Origin of the sequence: Paenibacillus sp. BIHB 4019 (assembly GCF_002741035.1) — a bacterium.
Taxonomy (GTDB): Bacteria; Bacillota; Bacilli; order Paenibacillales; family Paenibacillaceae; genus Pristimantibacillus.
Genome location: NZ_CP016808.1, coordinates 5,188,749 through 5,211,423, shown reverse-complemented (window position 1 = coordinate 5,211,423; position 22,675 = coordinate 5,188,749). Strand labels below are relative to the sequence as shown.

Annotated in this window: 16 protein-coding genes; 5 read left to right on the top strand and 11 right to left on the bottom strand. The window is 50.5% G+C overall.

The window, feature by feature from the left end:
- Positions 1 to 134: 134 nt before the first annotated feature.
- The 10 genes from BBD42_RS22760 to leuC all read right to left on the bottom strand — a co-directional run bounded on the left by BBD42_RS22760 (position 135) and on the right by leuC (position 16,020).
- Positions 135 to 1,964 carry an ABC transporter ATP-binding protein gene (locus tag BBD42_RS22760; RefSeq protein ID WP_099519994.1) on the bottom strand — a complete coding sequence of 610 codons (1,830 nt, stop codon included), beginning with the start codon at positions 1,962 to 1,964 and terminating at the stop codon, positions 135 to 137.
- Positions 1,964 to 3,745: an ABC transporter ATP-binding protein gene (locus tag BBD42_RS22755; protein ID WP_056028622.1), complete on the bottom strand. Its 1,782-nt coding sequence runs from the start codon at positions 3,743 to 3,745 to the stop codon at positions 1,964 to 1,966. The genes BBD42_RS22760 and BBD42_RS22755 overlap by 1 nt, the downstream gene beginning before the upstream one ends.
- A gap of 473 nt (positions 3,746 to 4,218) precedes the next feature.
- Positions 4,219 to 7,947: a dynamin family protein gene (locus tag BBD42_RS22750; protein WP_099519993.1), complete on the bottom strand. Its 3,729-nt coding sequence runs from the start codon at positions 7,945 to 7,947 to the stop codon at positions 4,219 to 4,221.
- Between the two features lie 3 nt (positions 7,948 to 7,950).
- Positions 7,951 to 8,223: a hypothetical protein gene (locus tag BBD42_RS22745; RefSeq protein ID WP_046234755.1), complete on the bottom strand. Its 273-nt coding sequence runs from the start codon at positions 8,221 to 8,223 to the stop codon at positions 7,951 to 7,953.
- A gap of 44 nt (positions 8,224 to 8,267) precedes the next feature.
- Positions 8,268 to 8,948, bottom strand: a complete 681-nt coding sequence (nth, locus tag BBD42_RS22740) for an endonuclease III (RefSeq protein ID WP_099519992.1) — start codon at positions 8,946 to 8,948, stop codon at positions 8,268 to 8,270.
- Positions 8,949 to 9,088: 140 nt separating this feature from the next.
- Positions 9,089 to 11,563: an S-layer homology domain-containing protein gene (locus tag BBD42_RS22735; RefSeq protein WP_099519991.1), complete on the bottom strand. Its 2,475-nt coding sequence runs from the start codon at positions 11,561 to 11,563 to the stop codon at positions 9,089 to 9,091.
- Between the two features lie 133 nt (positions 11,564 to 11,696).
- Entirely contained in the window at positions 11,697 to 12,257 is a 561-nt protein-coding gene (locus BBD42_RS22730; protein ID WP_099519990.1) for a GerMN domain-containing protein, read from the bottom strand.
- Between the two features lie 17 nt (positions 12,258 to 12,274).
- Positions 12,275 to 13,720 (bottom strand): N-acetylmuramoyl-L-alanine amidase family protein, encoded by a 1,446-nt coding sequence (locus BBD42_RS22725; RefSeq protein ID WP_099519989.1) that lies wholly within the window; start codon positions 13,718 to 13,720, stop codon positions 12,275 to 12,277.
- A 252-nt stretch (positions 13,721 to 13,972) separates the two neighbouring features.
- The gene (leuD, locus tag BBD42_RS22720; protein WP_099519988.1) at positions 13,973 to 14,575 is read right to left on the bottom strand and encodes a 3-isopropylmalate dehydratase small subunit; all 603 of its coding nucleotides are present in this window, start codon (positions 14,573 to 14,575) and stop codon (positions 13,973 to 13,975) included.
- Positions 14,576 to 14,604: 29 nt separating this feature from the next.
- A complete protein-coding gene (leuC, locus tag BBD42_RS22715) occupies positions 14,605 to 16,020 on the bottom strand; it encodes a 3-isopropylmalate dehydratase large subunit (protein ID WP_099519987.1) in 1,416 nt (471 codons plus the stop codon).
- A gap of 162 nt (positions 16,021 to 16,182) precedes the next feature.
- On the opposite strand from leuC, the gene BBD42_RS22710 reads away from it, so the two are divergent.
- Positions 16,183 to 17,076: a LysR family transcriptional regulator gene (locus tag BBD42_RS22710; protein ID WP_099519986.1), complete on the top strand. Its 894-nt coding sequence runs from the start codon at positions 16,183 to 16,185 to the stop codon at positions 17,074 to 17,076.
- A gap of 118 nt (positions 17,077 to 17,194) precedes the next feature.
- On the opposite strand, the gene BBD42_RS22705 is transcribed toward BBD42_RS22710, so the two are convergent.
- On the bottom strand, positions 17,195 to 17,992 hold the full coding sequence (locus BBD42_RS22705; protein WP_099519985.1) for a carbon-nitrogen family hydrolase: 798 nt from the start codon (positions 17,990 to 17,992) through the stop codon (positions 17,195 to 17,197).
- 132 nt (positions 17,993 to 18,124) lie between these two features.
- On the opposite strand from BBD42_RS22705, the gene BBD42_RS22700 reads away from it, so the two are divergent.
- The 4 genes from BBD42_RS22700 to BBD42_RS22685 all read left to right on the top strand — a co-directional run bounded on the left by BBD42_RS22700 (position 18,125) and on the right by BBD42_RS22685 (position 22,662).
- Positions 18,125 to 18,577: a hypothetical protein gene (locus BBD42_RS22700; protein WP_216364863.1), complete on the top strand. Its 453-nt coding sequence runs from the start codon at positions 18,125 to 18,127 to the stop codon at positions 18,575 to 18,577.
- Positions 18,578 to 18,716: 139 nt separating this feature from the next.
- Positions 18,717 to 19,913, top strand: a complete 1,197-nt coding sequence (locus BBD42_RS22695) for a pyridoxal phosphate-dependent aminotransferase (RefSeq protein ID WP_099519984.1) — start codon at positions 18,717 to 18,719, stop codon at positions 19,911 to 19,913.
- Between the two features lie 336 nt (positions 19,914 to 20,249).
- Positions 20,250 to 21,350, top strand: a complete 1,101-nt coding sequence (gene proB, locus BBD42_RS22690) for a glutamate 5-kinase (protein ID WP_099519983.1) — start codon at positions 20,250 to 20,252, stop codon at positions 21,348 to 21,350.
- A gap of 61 nt (positions 21,351 to 21,411) precedes the next feature.
- Positions 21,412 to 22,662: a glutamate-5-semialdehyde dehydrogenase gene (locus BBD42_RS22685; protein ID WP_099519982.1), complete on the top strand. Its 1,251-nt coding sequence runs from the start codon at positions 21,412 to 21,414 to the stop codon at positions 22,660 to 22,662.
- Positions 22,663 to 22,675 lie beyond the last annotated feature (13 nt).

The window sequence follows — 22,675 nt, the reverse complement described above, 5'->3', positions numbered from 1 at the left end:
GAACCTCCTGGAAGCAAACCGGATAATTGTCGGCGGCTGCCTTAAGGGGCAGCGATACCGATTCCGAATTGTTTTTTCTTCCATTGTGGAGGTTCCTGCACTAAAAATCAAGACCTTAACCGCATTGCTTCGACTTAAGCTGACAAGAAACGATATTGGGCTTCAATCAGCCCATTGTATACGCCCTTTTGCGCAATAAGCGCTTCATGCTTGCCCCGCTCGACGATGCGGCCATGGTCCAGCACGATAATTTCATCGGCATTGCGGATCGTTGACAGGCGATGGGCAATCATGAAGGAGGTCCGTCCAGCAAGCAGCGCCTTGAGCGCCTCCTGGATTTTCAGCTCCGTATCGGTATCAATGCTTGCCGTCGCTTCATCGAGAATGAGAATGCGCGGATTTGCAAGCAATGCTCTGGCGAAGGAAAGCAGCTGGCGCTGGCCCATCGACAAAATGTTGCCGCGCTCCTCTACTTCCGTATCGTAGCCATCCGGCAAATTCATAATGAAATCATGGGCATGAACCGCTTTAGCCGCTTCCACAATATCCGCATCCGATGCCTCAAGCCTGCCGTAACGAATATTGTCGCGAATCGTTCCCGAGAATATAAATGTATCCTGCATCACGATGCCGACTTGAGAGCGCAAGCTTTCAATCGTTACGTCGCGGATATCCTTCCCGTCGATCTTCACGCTGCCGCTTACGGGATCATAGAACCGGCAAAGCAGGTTGATGATCGTGCTTTTGCCTGAGCCCGTATGCCCAACGAGAGCGATCGATTGGCCTGCCTTGGCTTCCAAGCTAATGCCTTTAAGAGCTTGGCGCCCTTTTTCATATTCAAAAATAATGTTGTCAAATACGACGTCGCCGTGAATATTCGGCAGTGCCTTCGCTGCGCCCTTCTCGTTTACCGTTGGCTCTTCATCGATAAATTCAAAAATGCGCTCGGAAGATGCCATTGCAATAAGCAGCTGGGAATACATTTGGCCAAGCCGGTTAATCGGGTCCCAGAAGTTGCCGATATAGTTGGCGAAGCCGACGAGCAAGCCGATTGTAATCGCACCTTGCTGAATCAGATGGGCGCCATACCAGAACAAAATAAATGTCCCGATAGCTGACGTAATTTCAATAACCGGGCCAAACGCTTGGTTGAGCGCCGAGGCCTTATTCCATGATTTCACATTGACCGTATTCATGTAGTCAAAGAAACGCATATTGTCTTTTTCCTGAACGTAGGCTTGCGTTACTTTCATCCCCTGGATGCTTTCGTTCAAGTGGGCATTAATTCGCGATTGCTTCATCCGAACGTCCTGCCATGCAAAACGGATCCGCTTGCGCAGCGCGGTCGAAACGATAAACATGAGCGGTACCGTTACCATGATTGCAAGCCCCAGCTTGAAATTCCAAACCAGCAAAATAACAACGATTCCAAGCAGCTGCACGCAGTCCATCAGCAGGTTGACGACTCCGTTCGTAAACAAGTCCTGAAGGGCGTTAACGTCATTCGTAATCCGCACAAGCACGGAGCCTGCCGGACGTTTGTCGAAGAAGCGGAAGCTAAGCTTCTGGATATGCTTGAACAAATCATGCCGCAGGTCATAAATGACCTTTTGCCCAATAATATTCGTATATTTGATCCGGTAGCTGTTGGCAGCCCATTGCACCACATACAGCAAGAGCATTAAGCCGGCATACAAGTACAGCTTTGGCAAGCTTGCCGCGCCATCAGCTGGCTGAATGGCTTCGTCAATCGCGAGGATGACGAGGGCGGGAGTCGCGAGCCGCGTAAGCGTGCCAATAATCATCATGAAGATGGCCGGGATCAGCTGGCGCTTATAGGGCTTCATGTAAACGAACAATCTGCCCACCTGCGCCCAGTTAAACGGCTTCTCGATCGCATCATCATCTTTGTAAATAAAACGTTCTTTTTTATCGTATTTATCCGTGCCGGAAGTGCTGCTCATTATAGCGCTCCCTCCTTCCGCTGCGAACCCGCCTGCTCAAGCTCTTCGAGCGGAAAGTCGGCGTATTGAATTTTGTAAGTATCACGATAAGGGCCAGGCTGCGCAAGCAATTGCTGATGCGTGCCGCGCTGCACAATTATGCCTTGATCCAAAACGATTATTTCATCCGCATGGCGCAGCGAGGAAATGCGGTGGGCAATAATGAAGGTCGTGCGACCCGCCATAAGCTCCTTGAAGCCCGCCTGAATTTCATGCTCCGTCTCCATATCTACAGCGCTCGTAGCGTCGTCCAGAATGAGAATATGCGGATTTTTAATAAGGGCGCGGGCAATCGCGATCCGCTGCTTCTGTCCGCCGGACAATCCCATTCCTCTTTCACCTACAATCGTATCGTAGCCTTCCGGCATTTCCATAATAAAATCATGTGCCTTCGCCAGCTTCGCTGCACGTTCAATTTGCTCATCCGTTACATCCTGCATGCCATAAGCCAAATTCGTGCGGATAGAGGCCGAGAACAGGAACGTTTCCTGAAAAACAGGAGCCATCTGTCTGCGCAGGCTGTTCACGTCAATGTCGCGAATGTCCATGCCATCCAGCGTAATGCTGCCCTCTTTCACATTATAGGCGCGCATGAGCAGCTGGATAACCGTTGATTTTCCTGAGCCTGTAGCTCCTAGGAAACCGATTACGGAGCCCGCCGGCGCATCAATCGAAATATTCGTTAATGCCGGAGCATTGTCAGGATAATTAAACGTTACGTTGTTGAAACGGACATGCCCTTTAACCAATTGCTCGTCAAGCACGATGGCATGTTCGAGGTTTTTCACATGGACATGCTCGTTCAATAGATTCAGCACCCGTTCGCCGGAAGCTTTGGATTGCGTATAGTTGTTAATATGGAACCCAATCCCCCACATCGGGCCGATAATGTACCAAGTTAAGCTGAAAAAGGCAACCAGCTCGCCTAGCTTGAGCTCTCCTCTAATGACGAGCATTCCACCTGCTAGAAGCAGAATAACTGCGCTTATGTTGGCGCATAATTCCATAATAGGGAAATAACGAGCCCATATTATTGCAGCACCGATCTGGTTCGTCTGATAAGCTTCATTTTTCACTGAAAATTTGTTCACTTCATGCGGCTCGCGGGCAAACGATTTCACCGTGCGAACACCCGTAATGTTTTCTTGAACGGCTGTCGTCAGGCTGCTGAGCGCGCGGCGCATTTCTTGAAAGGCAGGGTGGATTTTGCGCTCGAAGCGCAAAGCCGTAAACACGAGCAGCGGAATCGTAACTAGTGTAATAAGCGTCAGCTGCCAGTGGATGGACAGCATCATCGCTCCGCCGAATACGACCATCAGCACCACGTTCAAAATTTGGGCAAAGCCAAAGCCGATAAAGTTGCGAATCGCTTCCAAATCCGCAGTCAAACGCGACATGAGATCGCCTGTTTTCGCTTTGTCATAATATTGAAAAGATAGCGATTGCAACTTGTCATAACAAGCATTGCGAAGCCTGAACGCTACTCGGTTGCCGAGCCTTCCTCCGAAAAAACCATGCAAAAATTGCATCAATCCCTTTAACGTCACAACCCCCACAACCGTTAGCGCTAACGCAGGCACCTTGCCATACTGCTCTTCTTTAATAACATCGTCGATTAAGATGCGAAGCAAATTCGGATATACGAGCCCGAGCGCTGTCGCAAACATCAGGCAGACGATGGAGGTCAAAAGAAATTTTCGTTCGACCCAGTAAAATCGTTTGAGTTGCCTAAAGACGTCCAAGCAAATCCCACTCCCTGTTCTTTTTTGTAAGCATGAATGAATATTATCAGCATCCCATGACAGGAGCAATCTGAGTAAATTTCCGTATATTACATTGAAACAGCCGATTATGGCAATTTGGAAACACTAACTAACCTATGCTCAAGTATCGTCTTAAATCATCCCTAAAGTGTGCGTCTTACGCCATTTTTGCACAGAAACACACAAAACAAGCCTAAACAATTTTTCAAGGCTTGCCCGCAGAAATAGACTTTTAAATTTAACATAGTCCGTTTTCATCACATATTCCAAATAAATGGGTTGTCCAACAAGCGTAACAGCTATCGCCGTCCTCTGGCGGTAAAGCTGCCGTATTGCGGGGGAACTATATGCCGATTATAAGCTTGAAACTTATAAATGCTCCTATTAAAAAAAATGCTTTCAAAGGCTCATACCCGCCCTTGAAAGCATTCAGATTATTATTAGATGAAAGCTTATACAATTGTTGCGCTATGCAGATGAATCAATTGCTCATGCAGCTCGCGCAATTGCCCCACATCAGCATTGTCCGCTAGCGAGATGCGCTTGCCCTCTACATAGTTGACAACGTCCTGCTGAAGCTGCTCGCCTGACTGCTCGGCGTACTTTTTCCAAAGCGCGCTGTAGCGTTCGGTCCACTGTCCATTTTGGACAGCCATCCACTGCTGGAGTGATGGAATGAGCAGCGCCTCAAGCTCTTTGCGCAGCTGGCCTTTGCCGTCGCCTTCGAAAAATTGCCGCGGCGATTTAAAGCGGCTCCACAGCCATTTGCCGGTAATATCCGTCGTCGTCCAATCGACGTCGATTTCCGGAGTAGGAATGGCCGCCGTCTCATACGGGATCGATTGATAACCCGCCAGCAGAGCGGCAAGCTCCGACGCGCAGCTGTCAAATTGCTTGCGCAAAAGGCCGTTCAAAATCCGCTCCAGACGCAGCGAAGTCGCTTGCAGCTCCTGCGCGAGCTCCATCTGAATTTGCCGCTGCAAATCAAGCCAAGCTGTCCAAATCATTTTCTTCAAATCGCGACCATCATCCTGCAAGACAGAAGGATTAAAGGCGTAGTTGTAAAATTCTCCGAAACGAAGCTGCTGGCGCTGTACGACATAATAGAGCAGCTCGCTTAGCTCCTGTGCCTGCTGAGGCGGCGCCTCGCTGGACCGGAAGGACGCAAGCAGCAGCTGTGCCTGCTCTTGCAGCGCAGCCAGCTGGCTGCGTTCCTGCTCTCTCGTAGCCGCATCGCCTGTGGCACTGTTCAGCCAGCCATTTACGGTAGCTGCCGCCCTGACAATTTCCTGCTCAGCTGCGTCGATCGCAAGCCGCCCTAAATCCTCGCTCACAAAATGCAGGAAGGAGCGCTCGAACGCGTCAATGCCTGAACGCGCTAACAGCTCGCCATCGCCGCTTTGCTTCGCGTCGAGACCATCCAGGCTTGAAACCGGATAAAGACGCGGTGAACGAATGCCGTGCTGGAGCAAATTTTGCTCTACATGCTTGAGGACGCCCGCAAGCTCCTCCTGATCGGCTGCCAAATCAGCCGCATTGACGAGGAAAAACATTTTATCGAGCTCGAACTGGTCCTTGACCCGCCCCAGCTGCATGAGAAACTGACGGTCTGCCTGTGAAAAAGCATGGTTGTAATAAGTGACGAACAGGACAGCGTCGGCATTTTTAATGTAATTGAACGCTACGCCCGTATGACGGGCATTGACGGAATCGGCTCCCGGCGTATCGACGAGGACGATGCCCTGCCGCGTCAGCTCGCAATCGTAATAAAGCTCGATTTCGCTGACGTAGCAGGAGCGAGATTCCTCCGCTACGAAGCGCTCGTATTCCGCTTGGGAGACGGTGAGGCGCTGGCCAAGCAGCGACTCATGCGCTTCCCAGCCTGCGCGTGCAGCACGCAGGAAGCTGTAGTGCGGCCGTCCGCCGGCGTGAATCGCATCCGGCGACAGGCGGTCGATCGCGCGCATAAGAGCGGCAGCGTCCGGCAGCGCAGCGTCAGAAGCGTCTTCGCCGAGCAAAGCGAGCGAATAGCGCAGGTCTTCCAGGACGGCGTCACGGGATTTCATGACGACGCCTGCCGTGCCATGCTCGTGTTCGCCCGATGGCGGCACGAGACGGTTGATCGCCGCCGTCGTCGGATTCGGCGACACCGGCAGTACCGGCTCGCCAATAAGCGCATTGGCGAGCGAGGATTTGCCCGCGCTGAACGCTCCGAACAGCGCGATTGTGAACCGGCTGCTGCGGAGCCGGTTCGCCTTGTCCTGCATCGCCTGCGCGGCCGCGGCTAGCGGCGCGTGCGGCGTCAGCAGCGCGGCTGCGCTGAGCAAGCGCGCGGCTGCGCCATGCTGCTGCGACAGCGCTTCGCCGCTGCCGAGCGCAGCTTGCGCTCGTGGCGCGTGCTGCGGCGCGCCACCGGCACTTGCGGCAGCAGCGTCGCCCGCTGCCGCCCTATCGCCGCGCTGCGCAGCTTCGCTCGCGCGGCCCGGCCCGGCGGCGGCATCTGCCGCGCCGCCGTCCAAACCTGCGCGCGCGCTGGCATCCGCCGCTGCGCGCTTCGGCGCCGGCAGCGCCGGCCGCGCCACTGGCTGCGGCAGCGCCCTAGCGACCTGCGCCGCATGCTGCGCGGCGCGCTCCGCCAGCGCCGCAAGCAGCCCAAGCGCCCCGGCTTGCGCATCAAGCGCCGCAAGCCGGCCTCTTACGTCAGCAGCGGCTGCCTCGCTCGCCGCTGCCACATGCGCCGTCAGCGCGTCGATCAGCTCATTGCCGCGCTTCCGGTAAAGCTCCTTCACCTCCGCGGCTAATTCGCGCGTATACGTCATCGTATATTCGTTGCCGAATACGGCTCCCGTATTTACGCGCTGGATGAGCCAGGAAGCATCCGGCTGCCAGCTGAACTGCTCGGCAAGCTGCTGCTCCAGCGTTTCCGCTGCGTAGCCAATCCGCTCAGCGGCGCGGCGCAGCAAGTCCTTTACATGCCAATCAACAGCCGCATTAACTTGCCCTGCAAAATCATGACAGAACAGCTCAGCACGGCGTTCCTGCTCGGCCGCCGTCTTCGCGCCCGCGAACAACAGCCCCGTCTTGAAGCCCGGCTTTCTGCTTTCCAGAAACGCATGCGCCAAATCACGCACCGGAGCTGGCGTAATGATCGCATTGTCTACCAGCGCCTGCATTTCACGGCGCAGCTCCAGACGCAGCCGTTCCGGTTCAGCCTTGAACTGCTCCATCTGGACAGTCAGCTCGCCTTGCTCCGCCTTCACCCGCTGTGCTTCCTCTTCTCCGCCTGCCTCGGCAAGCAGCCGTTCCTTCTCCGGCTCATCCTGCATCTCGCACCATTTCAAATGCTCTGCTGCAAGATGGCGCAGCGAAGCGTCGACGCTGTAAGCAGCAAGCGGCTCGCGCAATTCCTTCAGCTCGTCAAGCAGCTGCGTAAGCGCCTCCCATTCCTGATGCGGATGATCCGGCTGGCGCAACGACAAATAAACGATTCCCGCTGGCTCCAAATGCCATGCTTGAAACGCCTCTTCTACGCTTTTGCGGTAATCAGCAAACGTTAGCTCGCGTTCCCTGTGTTTATCAATCTGATTAACGATAAAATATAACGGCTTGCCCCAATCCTTAAGCTGCTTCGCAAACGCAAAATTAATTTCCGATTGCACATGATTGTAATCCATCACATAAAACACGACATCCGCCAAATGCAGCGCTGATTCCGTTGCCATCCGGTGTGCATCATCCGTAGAATCAATGCCCGGCGTATCCAGAAGTACCGTATGATTGCCTAATCTTTCTGTTGGATACGTAATCGAGACCGATTGGAACTGCTCCCCGTCTACGCAATAGCGATCCAGATCCTCCAAAGGCACACTAAGACTAGAGGCCTCGCCGTCCTTCTCCGTGATGATGCTTGCCAGCGCCTCTGCTCCGCCTCTTATGGACACTACGTTCGCGCTGGTCGGTATCGGGCTGGAAGGCAGAAGCTGAGCCCCGCACAGCCGATTGATCAGCGTGGACTTGCCTGCGGAAAAATGACCGCAAAAAGCAACAGTAAGCCGACCTTCGGCCAGCTTACTGTTTACTTCCATAACTTGTTTGGCGTGCAGCGCATCACCTGCGTCCGCCATTTCGCGGGCCGCCAGGATTGTTGCTTCCTCAATGCGTTGTACCGTCATTTCAGCCATAACCTATGCGATTTCCTCGTCATCGGAAGGCAGGCAAATTTCGAATACATTGCCATGCTGCAAAATCATAATGTTACGCTCTTTTTCGCGCATAACAACGACTTCCGGTTTTTGGCGCATACGCTCGATATATTGGTCAGGCACGTCGCCGGAGCCGCTAACAGTTACGCCTTCCACTACGATATCTTCGTTTTCTTCTGGCGGGGAGCTAAGCACTTGCTCATAAATATCGGAGAAAAGCTCAAAACTATTTGTATACACGGAAATACACTTCACTGTCATCATCCTTCATTTTAAAAGTATTTGCTTCTTAGCCAACCTTATTTAGCCACTCTCTTAACAGTCTTCTTGTTTAAGCCGGGCTTCATACGTTGTTTTCCTTCTTTGCACATATCCAGCAGCGGACATATCGGACATTGCGGATTTTGCGCCTTGCAATGATAGCGGCCGAAAAAAATGAGCCGATGATGGGTAAGGGTCCATTCGTCTTTGGGAACAAGCTTCATAAGCTTCTTCTCAACTTCCAGCACAGAATCATCAGGCTTCGCTATCGAAAGGCGCTTGGATACACGCTCAACGTGAGTATCGACGGCAATAGCCGGCACATTAAACGCATTAGACATGACGACATTAGCCGTCTTGCGTCCAACGCCCGGCAGCTCGACCAGCTGCTCATGCGTGGAAGGAGTTTCTCCATCATATTTATCAATGAGAATACGGCACAATTTTTGAATATTGGAAGCTTTGCTTCGGAATAGACCGATTCTTCGAATATCCTGCTCCAGCTCTTCCAGCGGAACCGCCACATAGTCCTCCGGCTGCTTATACTTCTGAAATAAGTTGGCTGTTACTTTGTTCACCATTTCATCGGTACATTGTGCAGACATCAGAACGGCAATCGTCAGCTCAAACGGATTAGAATGGTTCAGCTCGCAGTGTGCGTCCGGAAACATCTCCGCAAGAGTATCCAATATGTGTCGCATCTTCTGCTTCGCATTCATCGTCCTCTCTCCCATTCCAAACACTATCGTTCAAAGTGTAGCGAAAAACGTCCCGCCATGCAACTATAATCCACCATAAATATTGAAAAAAGCATAAAAAAACTGCCCCGTAGGGCAGTTTGTCACATAACCTTACCAATTTACACTTTTACAATTTCCACGGCTTTATTTTTGAAAGCATAAACGATGATCTGATCGCCGTATTTAATATCCTGCAGCGAAATCGTTTTTCCATCTTTTAGCAGCTTTGTTGAACCTGTCACGTAAAAATAATTGGCATTGTCGGCATCGGTCGTTTTGAGCGTCCACAGCTGTCCAGCCGTAGCGTCATACTGCCAAAATGTTCTCGTCTGGCCAACAGCGACTGTAACCAGCACGACATCATTTTCATTTTTGCTCAGTTGGATCCGGTCTCCCGTTGCAAGCGTTGACGTAGTCGCAGAAGCCGATGTGCCCTTTGTAATTAAAAATGTTTGGCCAAGTGCAACCGTTGTTGTCTGGCCATTCTCATTCGTCAGCGTAATGCTGTTCGTGCCTACCGATTGAACGGTTCCATAAGAAACGACGATGGATTTCACGGCTGTAATTTGCTTGCCAATGTAGCTGACATTAATCAAAGTGCCCGGAACAAGCGTATCGATTGCTACTTTGCTTCCTGCCTCATTCGTAATGTCGATTCCCGACAGCACTAGATCTGTCTGTACATTTTGCGCATTAACGACCGTAACCTTTTTGGTGCCAGTGTTGACAGCACGTACTTCGTATTGAATTGGACGATGAACCTGAATGAGCGTTGCCCGATCCTGATTCACATTCATAACCGTTGTAATCGTATCGCCAACTTTGAGATCAGTCAGAGATGCTGCTGCAATGCCCGGAACTTCTACCGTTGGCGCCGAATAAGTAACGGTAACATCTACGCCGCCAGGCACGCTCAGCGTAACGGAATTGCTCGAAGCATTAATAGAGACGAGCTTGCCTGTATATTTGCTTGCAATCGACAAGGACACTACCTTATCGCCGCTGTACGTAATCGTCAGTTTGCGGTTTTTAGTCAGCCAAGTGCCAATGTCCTCCAGCTTGATTGCGATGCCGTTGTTGTCAATTCTCGTTTTGTCAGTCAAATAAAGCGGATAGGCTTTTGTCCCTGTAGAGTCAAAAACGACAAGGAATTTTTTGTCCGCGTTATAGCTTTCCACCTGAGCGCCAACGAGCGTCTGAACGTTGCGGTTTACGACCTCGATTTTTGTAATCTGGTCCTGGTCATTCGTTGTAATTTGCAGTTGATCCACATCTTTAATCAAATCGCCAACCGTTGGCCCAACGATGCCTTCGATTATTATTTCAACCGTGCTGCTCAAAAATTTGGAGTTCAGCTTGCCAGCGCTGTCTTCATAAGTAAGGACGCTTGCATCGCCGGAAATAAACGTGCCTTTGAGCACAGCCGCTCCTGTTTGTTGGTCAACTGTAATTTTCAGCGCTTTAGGAGATGTACGGAACGTATCCTGTGTCACTGTAATTGCGCTGTTTTCTTTCAAGTCGCTAATGGCAATCGTCTTGCCAGACGTTTCGGTTAAGATAAGCGAGTCGTCATAATAAACCTCTACCGGCTTATTATCTATCCACACATACAGCATCTTCTGATCCGGCAGCACGCGGCCAACCGTACCTGTGATCGTTTTAATTTGCGGCTTATCATCCTGAAGCTCCACGTAAGCAGCCCCGCCCGATTTCGTAATGACCGTTACATTTGCATATTGCACAAGATCTTTGGCTGCAATTGGCGTTTCTGAGTCATAACGATAGATGACCGTATCTGCGCTGAGCGTATATACAGCTGATTGTGATTTGCTATAAATCGTTATGCCCGTATCGCTAGATTGCAGCAGCACACCCGTTGCTTGGCCTGCATATTCCACCGGATACAGCTTCTCAGCACGGCTGAACAGCGTTGCAAGGCTTGCACGGTTTACATTCGCTTTAGGATCGAACTTAACTGCTGTTACCCCTTTAACCAAATCTAGTGAAACAGCCGCATTGACATAGCCACGGTAGCTGCTAGCAATTTGATCTGCATCATTAAACGATGAAACAGCGTTCTGCAGGCTATCCGCTGTGCTCTTCTGGTTAATAGCACGAATGAGCAGCTTCGTCACCCATTCACGAGTGGCAGGGCGTTGCCCCCAGCCTACAGCTTGATCGCCGGAAGCGGCAAGCGCATATTCTTCAGCCTGATCCAGCAAGCCTTTATCGAAAGCAAGCTTCACTTCGCCTTTAAAGTCGCTCTTAACGACAAACGTTTCTGGAAAAGCAACGGTATCATCAGCCGGAGCTTCACTTGCTGCTCCAATAAAACGCAAAGCCATAAGAACGGCTTCCTGCTGCGTTACATTATCAGCCGGACGGAACAGGCCGTTAGAGCCATTAATGATGCCTTGAAGCGACAGCTTCGTAATATGCTTTTGCGCCCAGTGATTCGATGCTACATCGCTAAACGGGTTGGAGCTGACAGACGCCGCATACGAAATAGGGGCGGGAACCGCAAAAGGCCCCGCCAAAATGGAAAATGCAATTGTACCTGCAATGATAGATTTAGATGATCGTGACAATGCCATCGTTATCGTTCCCCCCAAATAGTTTCAATACGTATTAAATGGAATTTCTAATTGATTACACTCTATTATTCATTATCTATCATTTTCTTTCTATACAAGCGTAAACAACTGAAAACGTCCTCTGGCGGCTAAGCTACGGCTTTAGTGTTGGATGCTCAAGCTCAACATGGCCCATCAGCGTATCTGCGCTGTCTCCATCGATGAGCAAATCATAGGATTTTACAAATTCGAACTGGAACAATGTTTTTTGGAGCGTCTCCAGCACTAATACTTCGCCAGGCGAACCAAGCCGGGACTCGTCAGACAGATGAAGATCAATCGTCACCTGTCCATCGCTTCCCAGCAACACCGATTTAATCTCAATCAGCTTCCACAGCGATACAGCGCCTTCGCCCTCCGCTTGCTGCAATGCTGTAATTGCGTTTTGAACTAACTCCAGATCCGAGCTGTATGCAACCTGAACCTGCTGCTCCACTATGCCATCCAGCTCTTCATTTCCCGCAAATACCTTTATTTCTGCTGTCTGTTTTGCAGGCTCAATTGACGGCTCGGCCGTCGGAGCAGCGGATGGCTGAATAGAAGGCGACGGGCTGCTGCCCGCGCCTGATTCAGCTGGCTTGTTAACCGCTGCACAGCCCGCAACGAGTCCAACTATACATAAAGTCAACATGAACTTGCTCACTGTTCGCAGCATCTGTTATCCCCCTGTCTCTACGATAGCTTCAAATAGTCCTTGATTCCTGCTACAATTCCGGCAGCGATTTTATTTTGCACGGATTCATCAAACAGCTTCTTGTAATCGTCTGCGTTAGACAAAAATCCTGCTTCGAGCAAAATGGCCGGCATCGTCGTTTCCCTTGTCACATGCAAGCTCTGCTGCTTGACGCCGCGATCCTTAAGGCCTGTTGCTTTGGCAAACTGCTTGTGTACCGCATCGGCAAACGCCTTGCTGCTAGCTCTTGTGTAGTAGGTTTCCGTGCCCGTTGCGGCGCTGCTCGGATTGCTGTTGGCATGAATAGACAAGAATAGATTAGCTTTAAGATTTTCAGCAAACTTTACCCGATCCTCCAGCTTGACATAATTGTCATCGGGACGGGATAAATACGCTTTTATTTTCGACTCCTTATCAAGCAGAGCCTTCACTTTCAAAGAAAGGCTGAGATTAAATTCCTTCTCCCATCTGCCATTAATTCCTTTAGCTCCTGGATCAGAGCCGCCATGTCCCGCGTCAATTACGATAGAATAAACACCGTTTGCTGGCAGTGTCGGACCTGCAGTTGGCGTTGGCGTCGCTGAAGGCGTCGGTGTTGGCGTTGGAGTAGCTTGCACTGGCAGCGGATCAATGACATTGATGCGAATTTCGCCTAGCGCACTGTTGATGACATCCACATCGGCATCTGCTTTCAGGTCAAGCACGATACGTACAGTTGCCGGGCTTGACGAGAACAAGGAATAGCGGATACCGCTCAAATAAGGATGCTCGCCTGCCTCAAGATTGATCTGACCTGAGCCAAGCTGCGCTAAAAGCGTATCCGAATAGGACACGTTAGGAATGTCCATTACAATTCGTTTCGGGCTTTCGAGCTTGAAAGGCTGATTGTAGACAGCGCTTCCCTCGTAGTGAATAATAATCGCATTTTCATTGTCATACGAAATGTCCGTTACAACACCATCGGGTTGTGTGACAACCGGATCTGTAGATGGAGTTGGCGTAGGCGTTGGCTCCGCTTCTTTAAACAATTGGACGGATTTTGTCGTTTGGTCCCAATTGACCTGCATTCCGAGAGATTCCCCAACGAAACGCAGCGGAATAAGGGTTGTCCCTTTTTGCAGCAAAGCTGGCGTATCCAGCTTCACCTGCTCATTGTTAACAAAAGCGACATCCTGGTTAATAGTAAGTACGATTGAATCAGAGCCATTATGTACAGTAACTGTCTGTGTAGCTGACGACCAGCCTACTTTGTATCCGATACTCTCCGACACGAGCCGAATCGGTACAAGCGTATACTTGTTGTCTACGATTTGCGGCGCTACCTTCGAATCCAGTAAAGCCCCATTCAAATAAAGCTTTGGCACAACCTCGGCAGCATGTCCTGCACTAGAAAACAGCGTGAACAAAAACGACATGAGCAACAGAATCGGTACAAATTTCTTCATTTTCCACCTCGATGACTGAAATTGCCCTCATCGAATGGGGTGCATTCGACTTAAACAGACTAAAATATTAGACGCAACGCGTCAGAAAAAGTTGCGTATAGAGGAAAAAAGAGGACAATTTTTCCGACAGGAAAATGCCCTCTTTTTAAAAGATAGGAAAGTATATCGTTTTTCCATCTTTCGCTATATTTCTCGTAATGAAACGGCTGTCGCCGCCAGAGGGCGGCGACAGCCGTTTTTCTTATTTACTGCTTATGCGTGCGCTTTTGCAGCACGTTTTTGCTCGTAAGCTGTAATTTTATCTTCATGCATCAGCGTAAGGCCGATATCATCAAGGCCTTGCAGCAAAAACTGGCGACGGTGCTCATCCAGCTCAAAGTTGATTTCCAGACCATAATCATCAGTCAGACGATTGTTTTCCAGATCAACGTTCAGCTTGTAGCCATCATGCTTCGCCGTGCGCTGGAACAGATCTTCAACCTGCTCTTCGCTCAGCTTAAGCGGCAAAATGCCGTTTTTGAAACAGTTATTGTAGAAAATATCTGCATAAGACGGTGCAATAACGACTTTATAGCCATAGTCAAGAATGGCCCATGGCGCATGCTCACGTGAAGAGCCGCAGCCGAAGTTAGCACGAGAGATAAGAACGGAAGCGCCTTGATAACGAGGCTTATTCGGTTCAAAATCAACGTTCACTTCACCGTTCTCATGAAAACGCCATTCGAAAAATAGAAATTGTCCAAAGCCGCTGCGCTCAATACGCTTCAAAAATTGCTTAGGAATGATCGCATCCGTATCTACGTTAACGCGATCGACTGGAGCAACAATGCCCGTAAACTGTTTAAATGGTTCCATATCGGTAATACCCCTCTCGCACGTCCTGATTAGTTCAAGACTTCTGTTTTGACATTCCAATCACGCACATCTGTAAAACGGCCCATAACAGCTGCAGCAACAGCCATTGCTGGGGATACGAGATGCGTACGGCCTCCGCGGCCTTGGCGGCCTTCGAAGTTACGGTTCGATGTCGAAGCACAGCGCTGTCCTGGCTGCAGAACGTCCGGATTCATTGCCAGACACATCGAGCAGCCTGCTTCACGCCATTCGAAACCTGCTTCGATAAATACTTTATCAAGGCCTTCTTTCTCAGCCTGAATTTTAACGCGGCCCGAGCCTGGAACGACGATTGCTGTCACTTTATCGCTAACTTTGTAGCCGCGAGCGATTTCAGCAGCAGCACGCAGATCCTCAATACGTCCATTTGTACAAGAACCGATAAATACATAATCGATCTCGATTTCATTCATAGGCGTACCTGGCTTCAGATCCATATATTCAAGTGCTTTCTCAGCAGCTTTACGCTCATTTTCCGTAGGAAGCTGTTCTGGGTAAGGAACGGAAGAAGTAATATCCGTACCCATGCCAGGGCTTGTACCCCAGGTTACTTGCGGAATCAGGGAATCTACATCAAAATCAACAATCGTATCATAAGCTGCGCCTTCGTCGGTGGAAAGCAATTTCCACTCTTCTACAGCTGCATCATAATCTGCTGGAGCATATTCGCGTCCGCGAAGATAGTTGAAAGTCGTTTCGTCAGGAGCGATCAGGCCTGCGCGAGCGCCGCCTTCGATCGACATGTTGCAAACCGTCATACGCTCTTCCATCGTCAGCGAGCGGATCGATTCGCCTGTGTACTCGATAACGTAGCCAGTAGCGAAGTCCGTGCCGTATTTTGCGATAACGCCCAAAATCATATCTTTTGCCGTTACGCCCGGTTTGCGGTTGCCCGTGAAGCGAACTTCCATCGTTTTTGCTTTCGATTGCTGCAAGCATTGTGTTGCCATTACGTGCTCAACCTCGGAAGTACCGATACCAAATGCTAGCGCGCCGAACGCACCATGCGTGGACGTGTGGCTGTCGCCGCAAACGATCGTTTTGCCCGGATGCGTCAGGCCAATTTCAGGACCCATAACGTGTACAACGCCTTGGTCAATATTGTCAAGATCGAACAGCTTTACGCCGAAATCTTTACAGTTTTGCGTCAGTGTATCAATTTGCTGCTTGGAAATAGGATCTTTAATATTATAGCGGTCTTTCGTAGGAACGTTGTGATCCATCGTTGCAAATGTCAAGTCCGGACGACGTACTTTACGACCCGACATGCGAAGGCCTTCGAAAGCTTGCGGCGAAGTTACTTCGTGAACCAGTTGAAGATCGATATAAATGATACTTGGTTTGCCTTCTTCTTGATTAATGACGTGATTATCCCAAATCTTCTCAAACATCGTTCTTTTAGCCATTAAATTCACCCCATCGTTCGACTTCTCTTCAAAAATGATGCTCTAAGCATAACATCTGGCACTTGATTGATCCAAGATATAATATCTATAATGTCTATAGGTAACAACTATAACGGTAAATGAAGAAGCTCTTCCCAGAAAAATAGAAAGCGAAGGATGCCCATGGAGCTCAGACAACTGCAGTATGTGCTGCAAATCGCAATTGAAAAAAACTTCTCCCGCGCAGCGGAAAAGCTGCATATCGCCCAGCCCTCGCTCAGCCAGCAGCTGTCTAAGCTGGAGCAGGAGCTTGGCGTGCTGCTGTTTCGGCGCACGACCAACTCGGTTGAGCTTACGCAGGCTGGTCAGGTATTTGTTGACAAGTCCCAAACGATTCTCGATGCGATTGAACAATTAAAGCAGGAAATGGATGATATGGCGCAAATGCGGCGCGGGCGGCTCGTCGTCGGAACGCTGCCGATTACGGGCTCGCACATTTTGCCGCTCGTCCTGCCGGTATTCGGCGCCCAATATCCACAAATCGAAGTGGTGCTTGTAGAGGATACTTCGGCAAAGCTGGAGCAGCTTACAGCAAGCGGCGGCACCGACCTCAGCTTGCTGTCCCTCCCGCTTGCCGACACCTCGCTTGCATGGGAGCCTTTAATGGAAGAAGAAATTTGCTTGGCGATTCCGCCGCAGCATCCGCTTGCGGAAAGCTCGGAGCCTGTACCGATAAGCATATTGCGCAATGAACCCTTTATCGGATTAAAAAAAGGCCAGGGCTTCCGGCAAATTACGGTCGAGCTGTGCCAGGCTTCCGGCTTTACGCCGCAAATCGTCTTTGAAAGCAGCAATATTGAAACCGTCCAATCGCTCGTTGCGGGCGGCATGGGCATCGCCTTCGTCCCGAAAATGCTGACACGGCAAAGAGGGAGCGAATTCGCCCCCATCTACTTGCCCCTTTCCCCCAAAGCGTCACGGACACTAGTCATCGCCAGCCGCAAGGGGCGCTACCTGTCCAAAGCTACGGAGGCATTCATTCGAACGATGAACAAAACGATCGTCCATTATAAATAAATGATTCGCTAAAAAATGGTATTGAAAAAAAAGGCTAAATGTAAGAAGGTTGGGCTGCCCGCACGAGGGCTATTTAACCCCAACCTTTTCATTTTTCTTGACTTTTTTCACCAAGCTTTTAATACAAATTTGGCCTCCGGTCTTCGAAGACGGGGATTTTTCCGCGTACCGCATCAACGAGCGAAAGATCGATTTCTGCATAAATTACTTCTTCGTCCTCTCCACCCTCAGCAATGGTTTCTCCCCACGGATCAAGGACGAGTGAATGCCCGAAAAAGCTCGTTTCCCCGCTTTGCCCTACCCGATTGCAGGCAATGACGAACATTTGATTTTCAATCGCTCTTGCCGTCAGCAGCGTTTTCCAGTGATGCAGGCGCGGGTTTGGCCATTCAGCTGGAACAAACAGCAGCTTTGCGCCTCCAAGCGCCAGCTTGCGAGCAAGCTCAGGGAAGCGGATATCATAACAAATCATCATGCCGGCTTCTTGTCCGCCAAGCTGAAACGAACCAAGCTTATCGCCCGCTTGCAAATATTTTTCCTCGTCCATTAAACGGAACAGATGGATTTTAGAATAATCCGCAATCGTTTCCCCTGCACGGTCGAAAGCAAATATTGTATTGTAAACGCCATCCGCCCTGCTTTCCGCAATTGAGCCCGCAACAATATTCACTTGATGCTTGGCCGAAAAGGCTGACAAAAACTGCTTCGTCCGCTCCCCATTCGCATCAGCCAGCGTTTCGATTTCTGTCAGCGCATAGCCGGTGTTCCACATCTCAGGAAACACGATGACATCAAGCTTGCGATCCCCGCTTACCGCTTGCTCCAGCATTTGCGCAAGCTTGGCAAAGTTCGCCTCCGGATTTCCTGCATTTATGTCCATTTGCAGCAGCGCAAGGTTTAATTTTTCATTATTCATCTTCGTCAGGCCTCCTGTATGTTGCAACCATTCATTTTCCCTAATGATACCTTCACATGGTTCTGTGTCAAGATGGGGATGATAACTCAAGTACAATTACCAATCCATATACAGACAAGGAGCATGCATAACATGAAGCTGCAAAAATGGATAGCTGCCCTGTGCGCGGCTTGCTCATTATTTATTTTCGCCTCCACCGGATTTGCCCAGGAGACAGCGAAAGAGCAACATACGGTAGGTCCCGTTCAAGTTTTTGATGTAAAAGCTGGCAAGGTCGTGCTGACTGTCCCGAATGACAAGGATTATCAAAAGATGGCAAACAGCTGGCTTGGCTCTATTACAGGCCTTGCCCCCCAATTAACGAATGACAACACCTGCACCTATGTATATCGCGTTCCTCTTGCTAAACCTTACAAGCTGAGCACGAACAATATTTCGCTCCATGCCACCGAAGTATTTCTGTTCGTATGCGAAGGCAAAGTTCCGCAGCTGTTAGTTTTTGATGAACAGCGCAGGCCGCTGCTGCTGTTATTTACAGCCGATATCGCAGCTTTTGTTAAAAAAGTCGGCATTCCGGCCGCTTAAATGCTCTTTTTGACACCGTGAGCCAAAACATCGAATTCATTCCAACTGAATCACTCGACATAAATGGTTTTTGCGTGCTACAGTAATGCTTAACGGCTTATTGTTCATGAGCAACTATTGGATGTGGAGTGTGAATAAAATGGAAACAAAGCTGGAACAGCATATCATTAAACCAGCAGATCGTATGACCGGCTTGCCGACGCAATTTTTTGCTAAATTGGTTGCTAAGGCTAATGCCCAAGTCGCGAAAGGCCGCGACATTATTAACCTTGGACAAGGCAATCCCGATCAGCCGACTCCGCCGCACATTGTGGCCAAGCTACAGGAAGCAGCCGCAAACCCTATGTATCACCGTTATCCGCCTTTTAGCGGCTACCCTTTTCTCAAGGAAGCCGTCGCAAAGCGTTATAAGGAAGATTATAACGTCGATATAGACCCAACGACAGAAGTAGCCATTTTGTTTGGCGGCAAGACAGGTCTGGTGGAGCTTAGCCAGTGCCTGCTTAATCCAGGCGATGTTTGCCTCGTGCCTGACCCGGGCTATCCCGATTATTGGTCAGGCGTGGCGCTCGCTGGAGCGGATATGCATTTTATGCCGCTAACGGCGGAAAACCGCTTTTTGCCTGATTATGGCGCCATTGACGAAGCCGCCCTTAGGCGTGCTAAGCTCATGTTTATGAACTATCCGAACAATCCGACTGGAGCGGTCGCGAATCCGGAATTTTATGAACAGACGGTAGAATTCGCCCGCCGCACAGGCGTCGTTGTCGCAAGTGATTTTGCTTATGGCGCGATTGGCTTTGATGGCGAGCGTCCCGTCAGCTTCCTGCAAACGCCGGGAGCAAAAGAAGTGGGCATAGAGTTTTATACATTGTCCAAATCCTACAATATGGCGGGCTGGCGCGTAGGTTTTGCACTAGGCAACCCGCAGGTCATCTCTTTAATCAATCTCATGCAGGATCATTATTATTGCAGCCTGTTTGGCGGCATACAGGAAGCGGCTGCGGAGGCGCTAACCGGACCTCAGCAATGCGTAACAGAGCTGAATGCCACCTATGAGCGCAGACGTGAAGCGTTGTTCGGCGCGCTGGATCGCATCGGCTGGAAAGCAGAGCGTCCAGGAGGCTCCTTCTTCTGCTGGCTGCCTGTTCCAGAAGGCTATACATCCGAATCGTTCGCGGATCTCGTATTGCAGGAAGCAGATGTCGTTGTCGCGCCTGGAGTCGGCTTCGGCACATTCGGCGAAGGCTATGTCCGGCTTGGATTGCTTACGAGCGAAGCTCGGCTGGAGGAAGCCGTTGAACGTATTGGAAAGCTCGGCATTTTCAAAGCCTAACCGCCTGCAAATGCCTCTCTTTACAGCACCCGTCGATCATGATATGCTTACATCAACTGAACATGAAACGTTATGACGGGACCAGTAAGCTTGACTAGGTCGTGCCCAGAGAGTGAATTCCAGAGGCTGCAAGAATTTACCTCGACTGCTCGCTGAACCTGCCCCTGAACGGCCGATGATGAATCGGACAGCACCTCCTGTTACGAGGCCCAAGCAGGATTGTTTGCCTTAACCGGCCTACAGTCAATTAAGGTGGTACCGCGGAAGCATATAAGACTTTCGTCCTTTACGGACGGGAGTCTTTTTTATTTTGTCAGGAAATGGGATGATGGGAAAATGGCGGAACGAATCATTGTAAAAATCGGCAGCAGCTCGCTAACCTCCGAGGAAGGCGGACTGAACAAGGAACGCATCGCTTATTTCGTCTCCGAGCTTGCCGCGCTGCATGCAGCAGGCTGCTCGGTCATATTAGTCACCTCCGGTGCCGTTGCCGCAGGCTTTCGCCAAATTGGCTATGAGTCACGGCCCAAAGCGGTTCACGAGAAGCAAGCGGCCGCCGCAGTCGGGCAAGCGCTGCTCATGCAAGCTTATCAGGAAGCTTTTAGCCAGTTCGGTATCGGAGCAGCACAAATTTTGCTGACGCGGGCAGACTTCTCTAACCGCAAGCGAATTCAGAACGCTTTGATGACCATTGAAGAGCTGCTCAGGCTGCGCACGATACCGATTATTAACGAGAACGATACCGTCGCAACCGATGAGCTGAAATTTGGCGACAATGACAATTTGTCAGCACTGGTCGCAACAATGACGAAAGCCGGACAGCTCATTATTATTACGGATATGGATGGCTTGTATACGGAAGATCCGCGGAAAAATCCGCAAGCAGTCAAAATCGAGCGAGTCGGCAGCATTTCCGCAGACATTATGAAATTCGCCGGCGGTGCCGGCTCAGCAGTCGGAACGGGCGGGATGCGCTCCAAAATTGAAGCCGCCCGAATTGCCATGCGCGGCGGCGTACCCGCTTTTATCGGGAAAGTGCAGCAGCCCGGAGATCTGTCGCTTGCGACAAGCGGCTCCGGCAAAGGCACGTATTTCGATACGGAGATGCATAGCCTGCCGATGAAGAAGCAATGGCTGGGCTTCCACTCGATGCCTCAAGGCACGATTACAGTCGATGCAGGAGCTGAGCTTGCGCTGCTTACAGGGGGCAAAAGCCTCCTCCCTGCCGGCATTACAGGCAGCAGCGGCGATTTCCATCCCGGCGATATTGTGGAGGTGCTTAGCGCTGGCGGCGAAACGATTGGGCGCGGCGTCGTCAATTACGCTGCTTGGCAGGCTAAGGCCGCAGCCGGGCTTGGCAGCGAAGAAGTGAAGCGCAGAATTGACGTGAGCCGGATCGAAGTCATCCACCGGGATGAATGGGTTTCATTAAAATAAGCCCTTGTTCATAAATAGGGCCAGTCGTTTTTCAATACTTATTTTTAGGAGGAATAAACCTATGACAAGCGAAGTCGTCGAAAAAGCCACATTGGCAAAACGTGCTGCCAGTATTATGAACACCGTAACGACCGACCAGAAAAATGCGGCGCTGCTTACGATCGCTGACGCTTTAATTACGCATACATCTGATATTATTGATGCGAACAAGCTCGATTTGCAAAATGGAGAAGCAGCCGGCACTAGCCGCTCCCTGCTCGACCGTCTTGCTCTCGATGAGGCAAGAATTGAAGCAATTGCCCAAGCGCTCCGTGAAATCGCTGATCTGCCGGACCCAGTTGGCGAGCTGCTGGAGCAGTTCGATCGTCCGAATGGGCTGCATATTGAAAAATCGCGTGTTCCGCTCGGCGTTATTGGCATCATTTATGAAGCGCGTCCGAATGTGACGGTCGATGCGGCCGGATTATGTCTCAAAACTAGCAACTGCGTCGTGCTCCGCGGCGGCTCGGCAGCACTTGAATCGAATCGCAAAATTATCGAGGTGCTGCGTGAAGCGCTTAGGGCGACGGCATTGCCAGCCGATGCCCTCCAGCTCATTGAAGATTCCGATCGCGCATCGGTCAATGAAATGCTCAAGCTGAATGGACTGCTCGATGTCATTATTCCACGCGGCGGGTCTGCGCTCATTCGCACCGTCGTTGAAAATGCTACCGTCCCAGTCATTGAAACTGGCGCAGGCATTTGCCATACTTATATTGATGCGAGCGCAAACGCGGAGATGGCGGCCAGCATTTCGCTCAATGCCAAAGCCCAGCGTCCATCCGTCTGCAACTCCATGGAAACGCTGCTTGTACACGAAACTTTTGCCAGCAAGTCGCTTCTCTCCATTGCTGAGCAGTTTACTGCAGCAAAGGTGGAACTTCGCGGCTGCGAACGTGTTATGAAGCTTATCCCTCACGCCAAGCAAGCGACGAATGAGGATTATGCGACAGAGTATAATGACTATATTCTGAACGTGAAAATCGTAGATAATCTGGATGAGGCCATCGCCCATATTAGCAACTACGGGACACAGCATTCCGAATGCATCGTTACCGAGGATGCAGGCAATGCAGCCCGCTTTATGCAGGAGATTGATGCGGCTGCCGTCTATCACAATGCTTCCACTCGCTTCACGGATGGCTTTGAATTCGGCTTTGGCGCTGAAATTGGCATAAGCACGCAGAAGCTTCATGCACGCGGGCCTATGGGCTTGCCTGCGCTCACATCAACCAAATACCGGATTGTCGGCTCTGGACAAATTCGCGGCTAATTAAGCGTTCACT

Coding starts and splice junctions, on each gene's coding strand:
- BBD42_RS22760 (WP_099519994.1), bottom strand. CDS start 1,964: ATGAGCAGCACTTCCGGCACGGATAAATACGATAAAAAAGAACGTTTT.
- BBD42_RS22750 (WP_099519993.1), bottom strand. CDS start 7,947: ATGGCTGAAATGACGGTACAACGCATTGAGGAAGCAACAATCCTGGCG.
- nth (WP_099519992.1), bottom strand. CDS start 8,948: ATGAATGCGAAGCAGAAGATGCGACACATATTGGATACTCTTGCGGAG.
- BBD42_RS22735 (WP_099519991.1), bottom strand. CDS start 11,563: ATGGCATTGTCACGATCATCTAAATCTATCATTGCAGGTACAATTGCA.
- BBD42_RS22730 (WP_099519990.1), bottom strand. CDS start 12,257: ATGCTGCGAACAGTGAGCAAGTTCATGTTGACTTTATGTATAGTTGGA.
- BBD42_RS22725 (WP_099519989.1), bottom strand. CDS start 13,720: ATGAAGAAATTTGTACCGATTCTGTTGCTCATGTCGTTTTTGTTCACG.
- leuD (WP_099519988.1), bottom strand. CDS start 14,575: ATGGAACCATTTAAACAGTTTACGGGCATTGTTGCTCCAGTCGATCGC.
- leuC (WP_099519987.1), bottom strand. CDS start 16,020: ATGGCTAAAAGAACGATGTTTGAGAAGATTTGGGATAATCACGTCATT.
- BBD42_RS22710 (WP_099519986.1), top strand. CDS start 16,183: ATGGAGCTCAGACAACTGCAGTATGTGCTGCAAATCGCAATTGAAAAA.
- BBD42_RS22705 (WP_099519985.1), bottom strand. CDS start 17,992: ATGAATAATGAAAAATTAAACCTTGCGCTGCTGCAAATGGACATAAAT.
- BBD42_RS22700 (WP_216364863.1), top strand. CDS start 18,125: ATGAAGCTGCAAAAATGGATAGCTGCCCTGTGCGCGGCTTGCTCATTA.
- BBD42_RS22695 (WP_099519984.1), top strand. CDS start 18,717: ATGGAAACAAAGCTGGAACAGCATATCATTAAACCAGCAGATCGTATG.
- proB (WP_099519983.1), top strand. CDS start 20,250: ATGGCGGAACGAATCATTGTAAAAATCGGCAGCAGCTCGCTAACCTCC.
- BBD42_RS22685 (WP_099519982.1), top strand. CDS start 21,412: ATGACAAGCGAAGTCGTCGAAAAAGCCACATTGGCAAAACGTGCTGCC.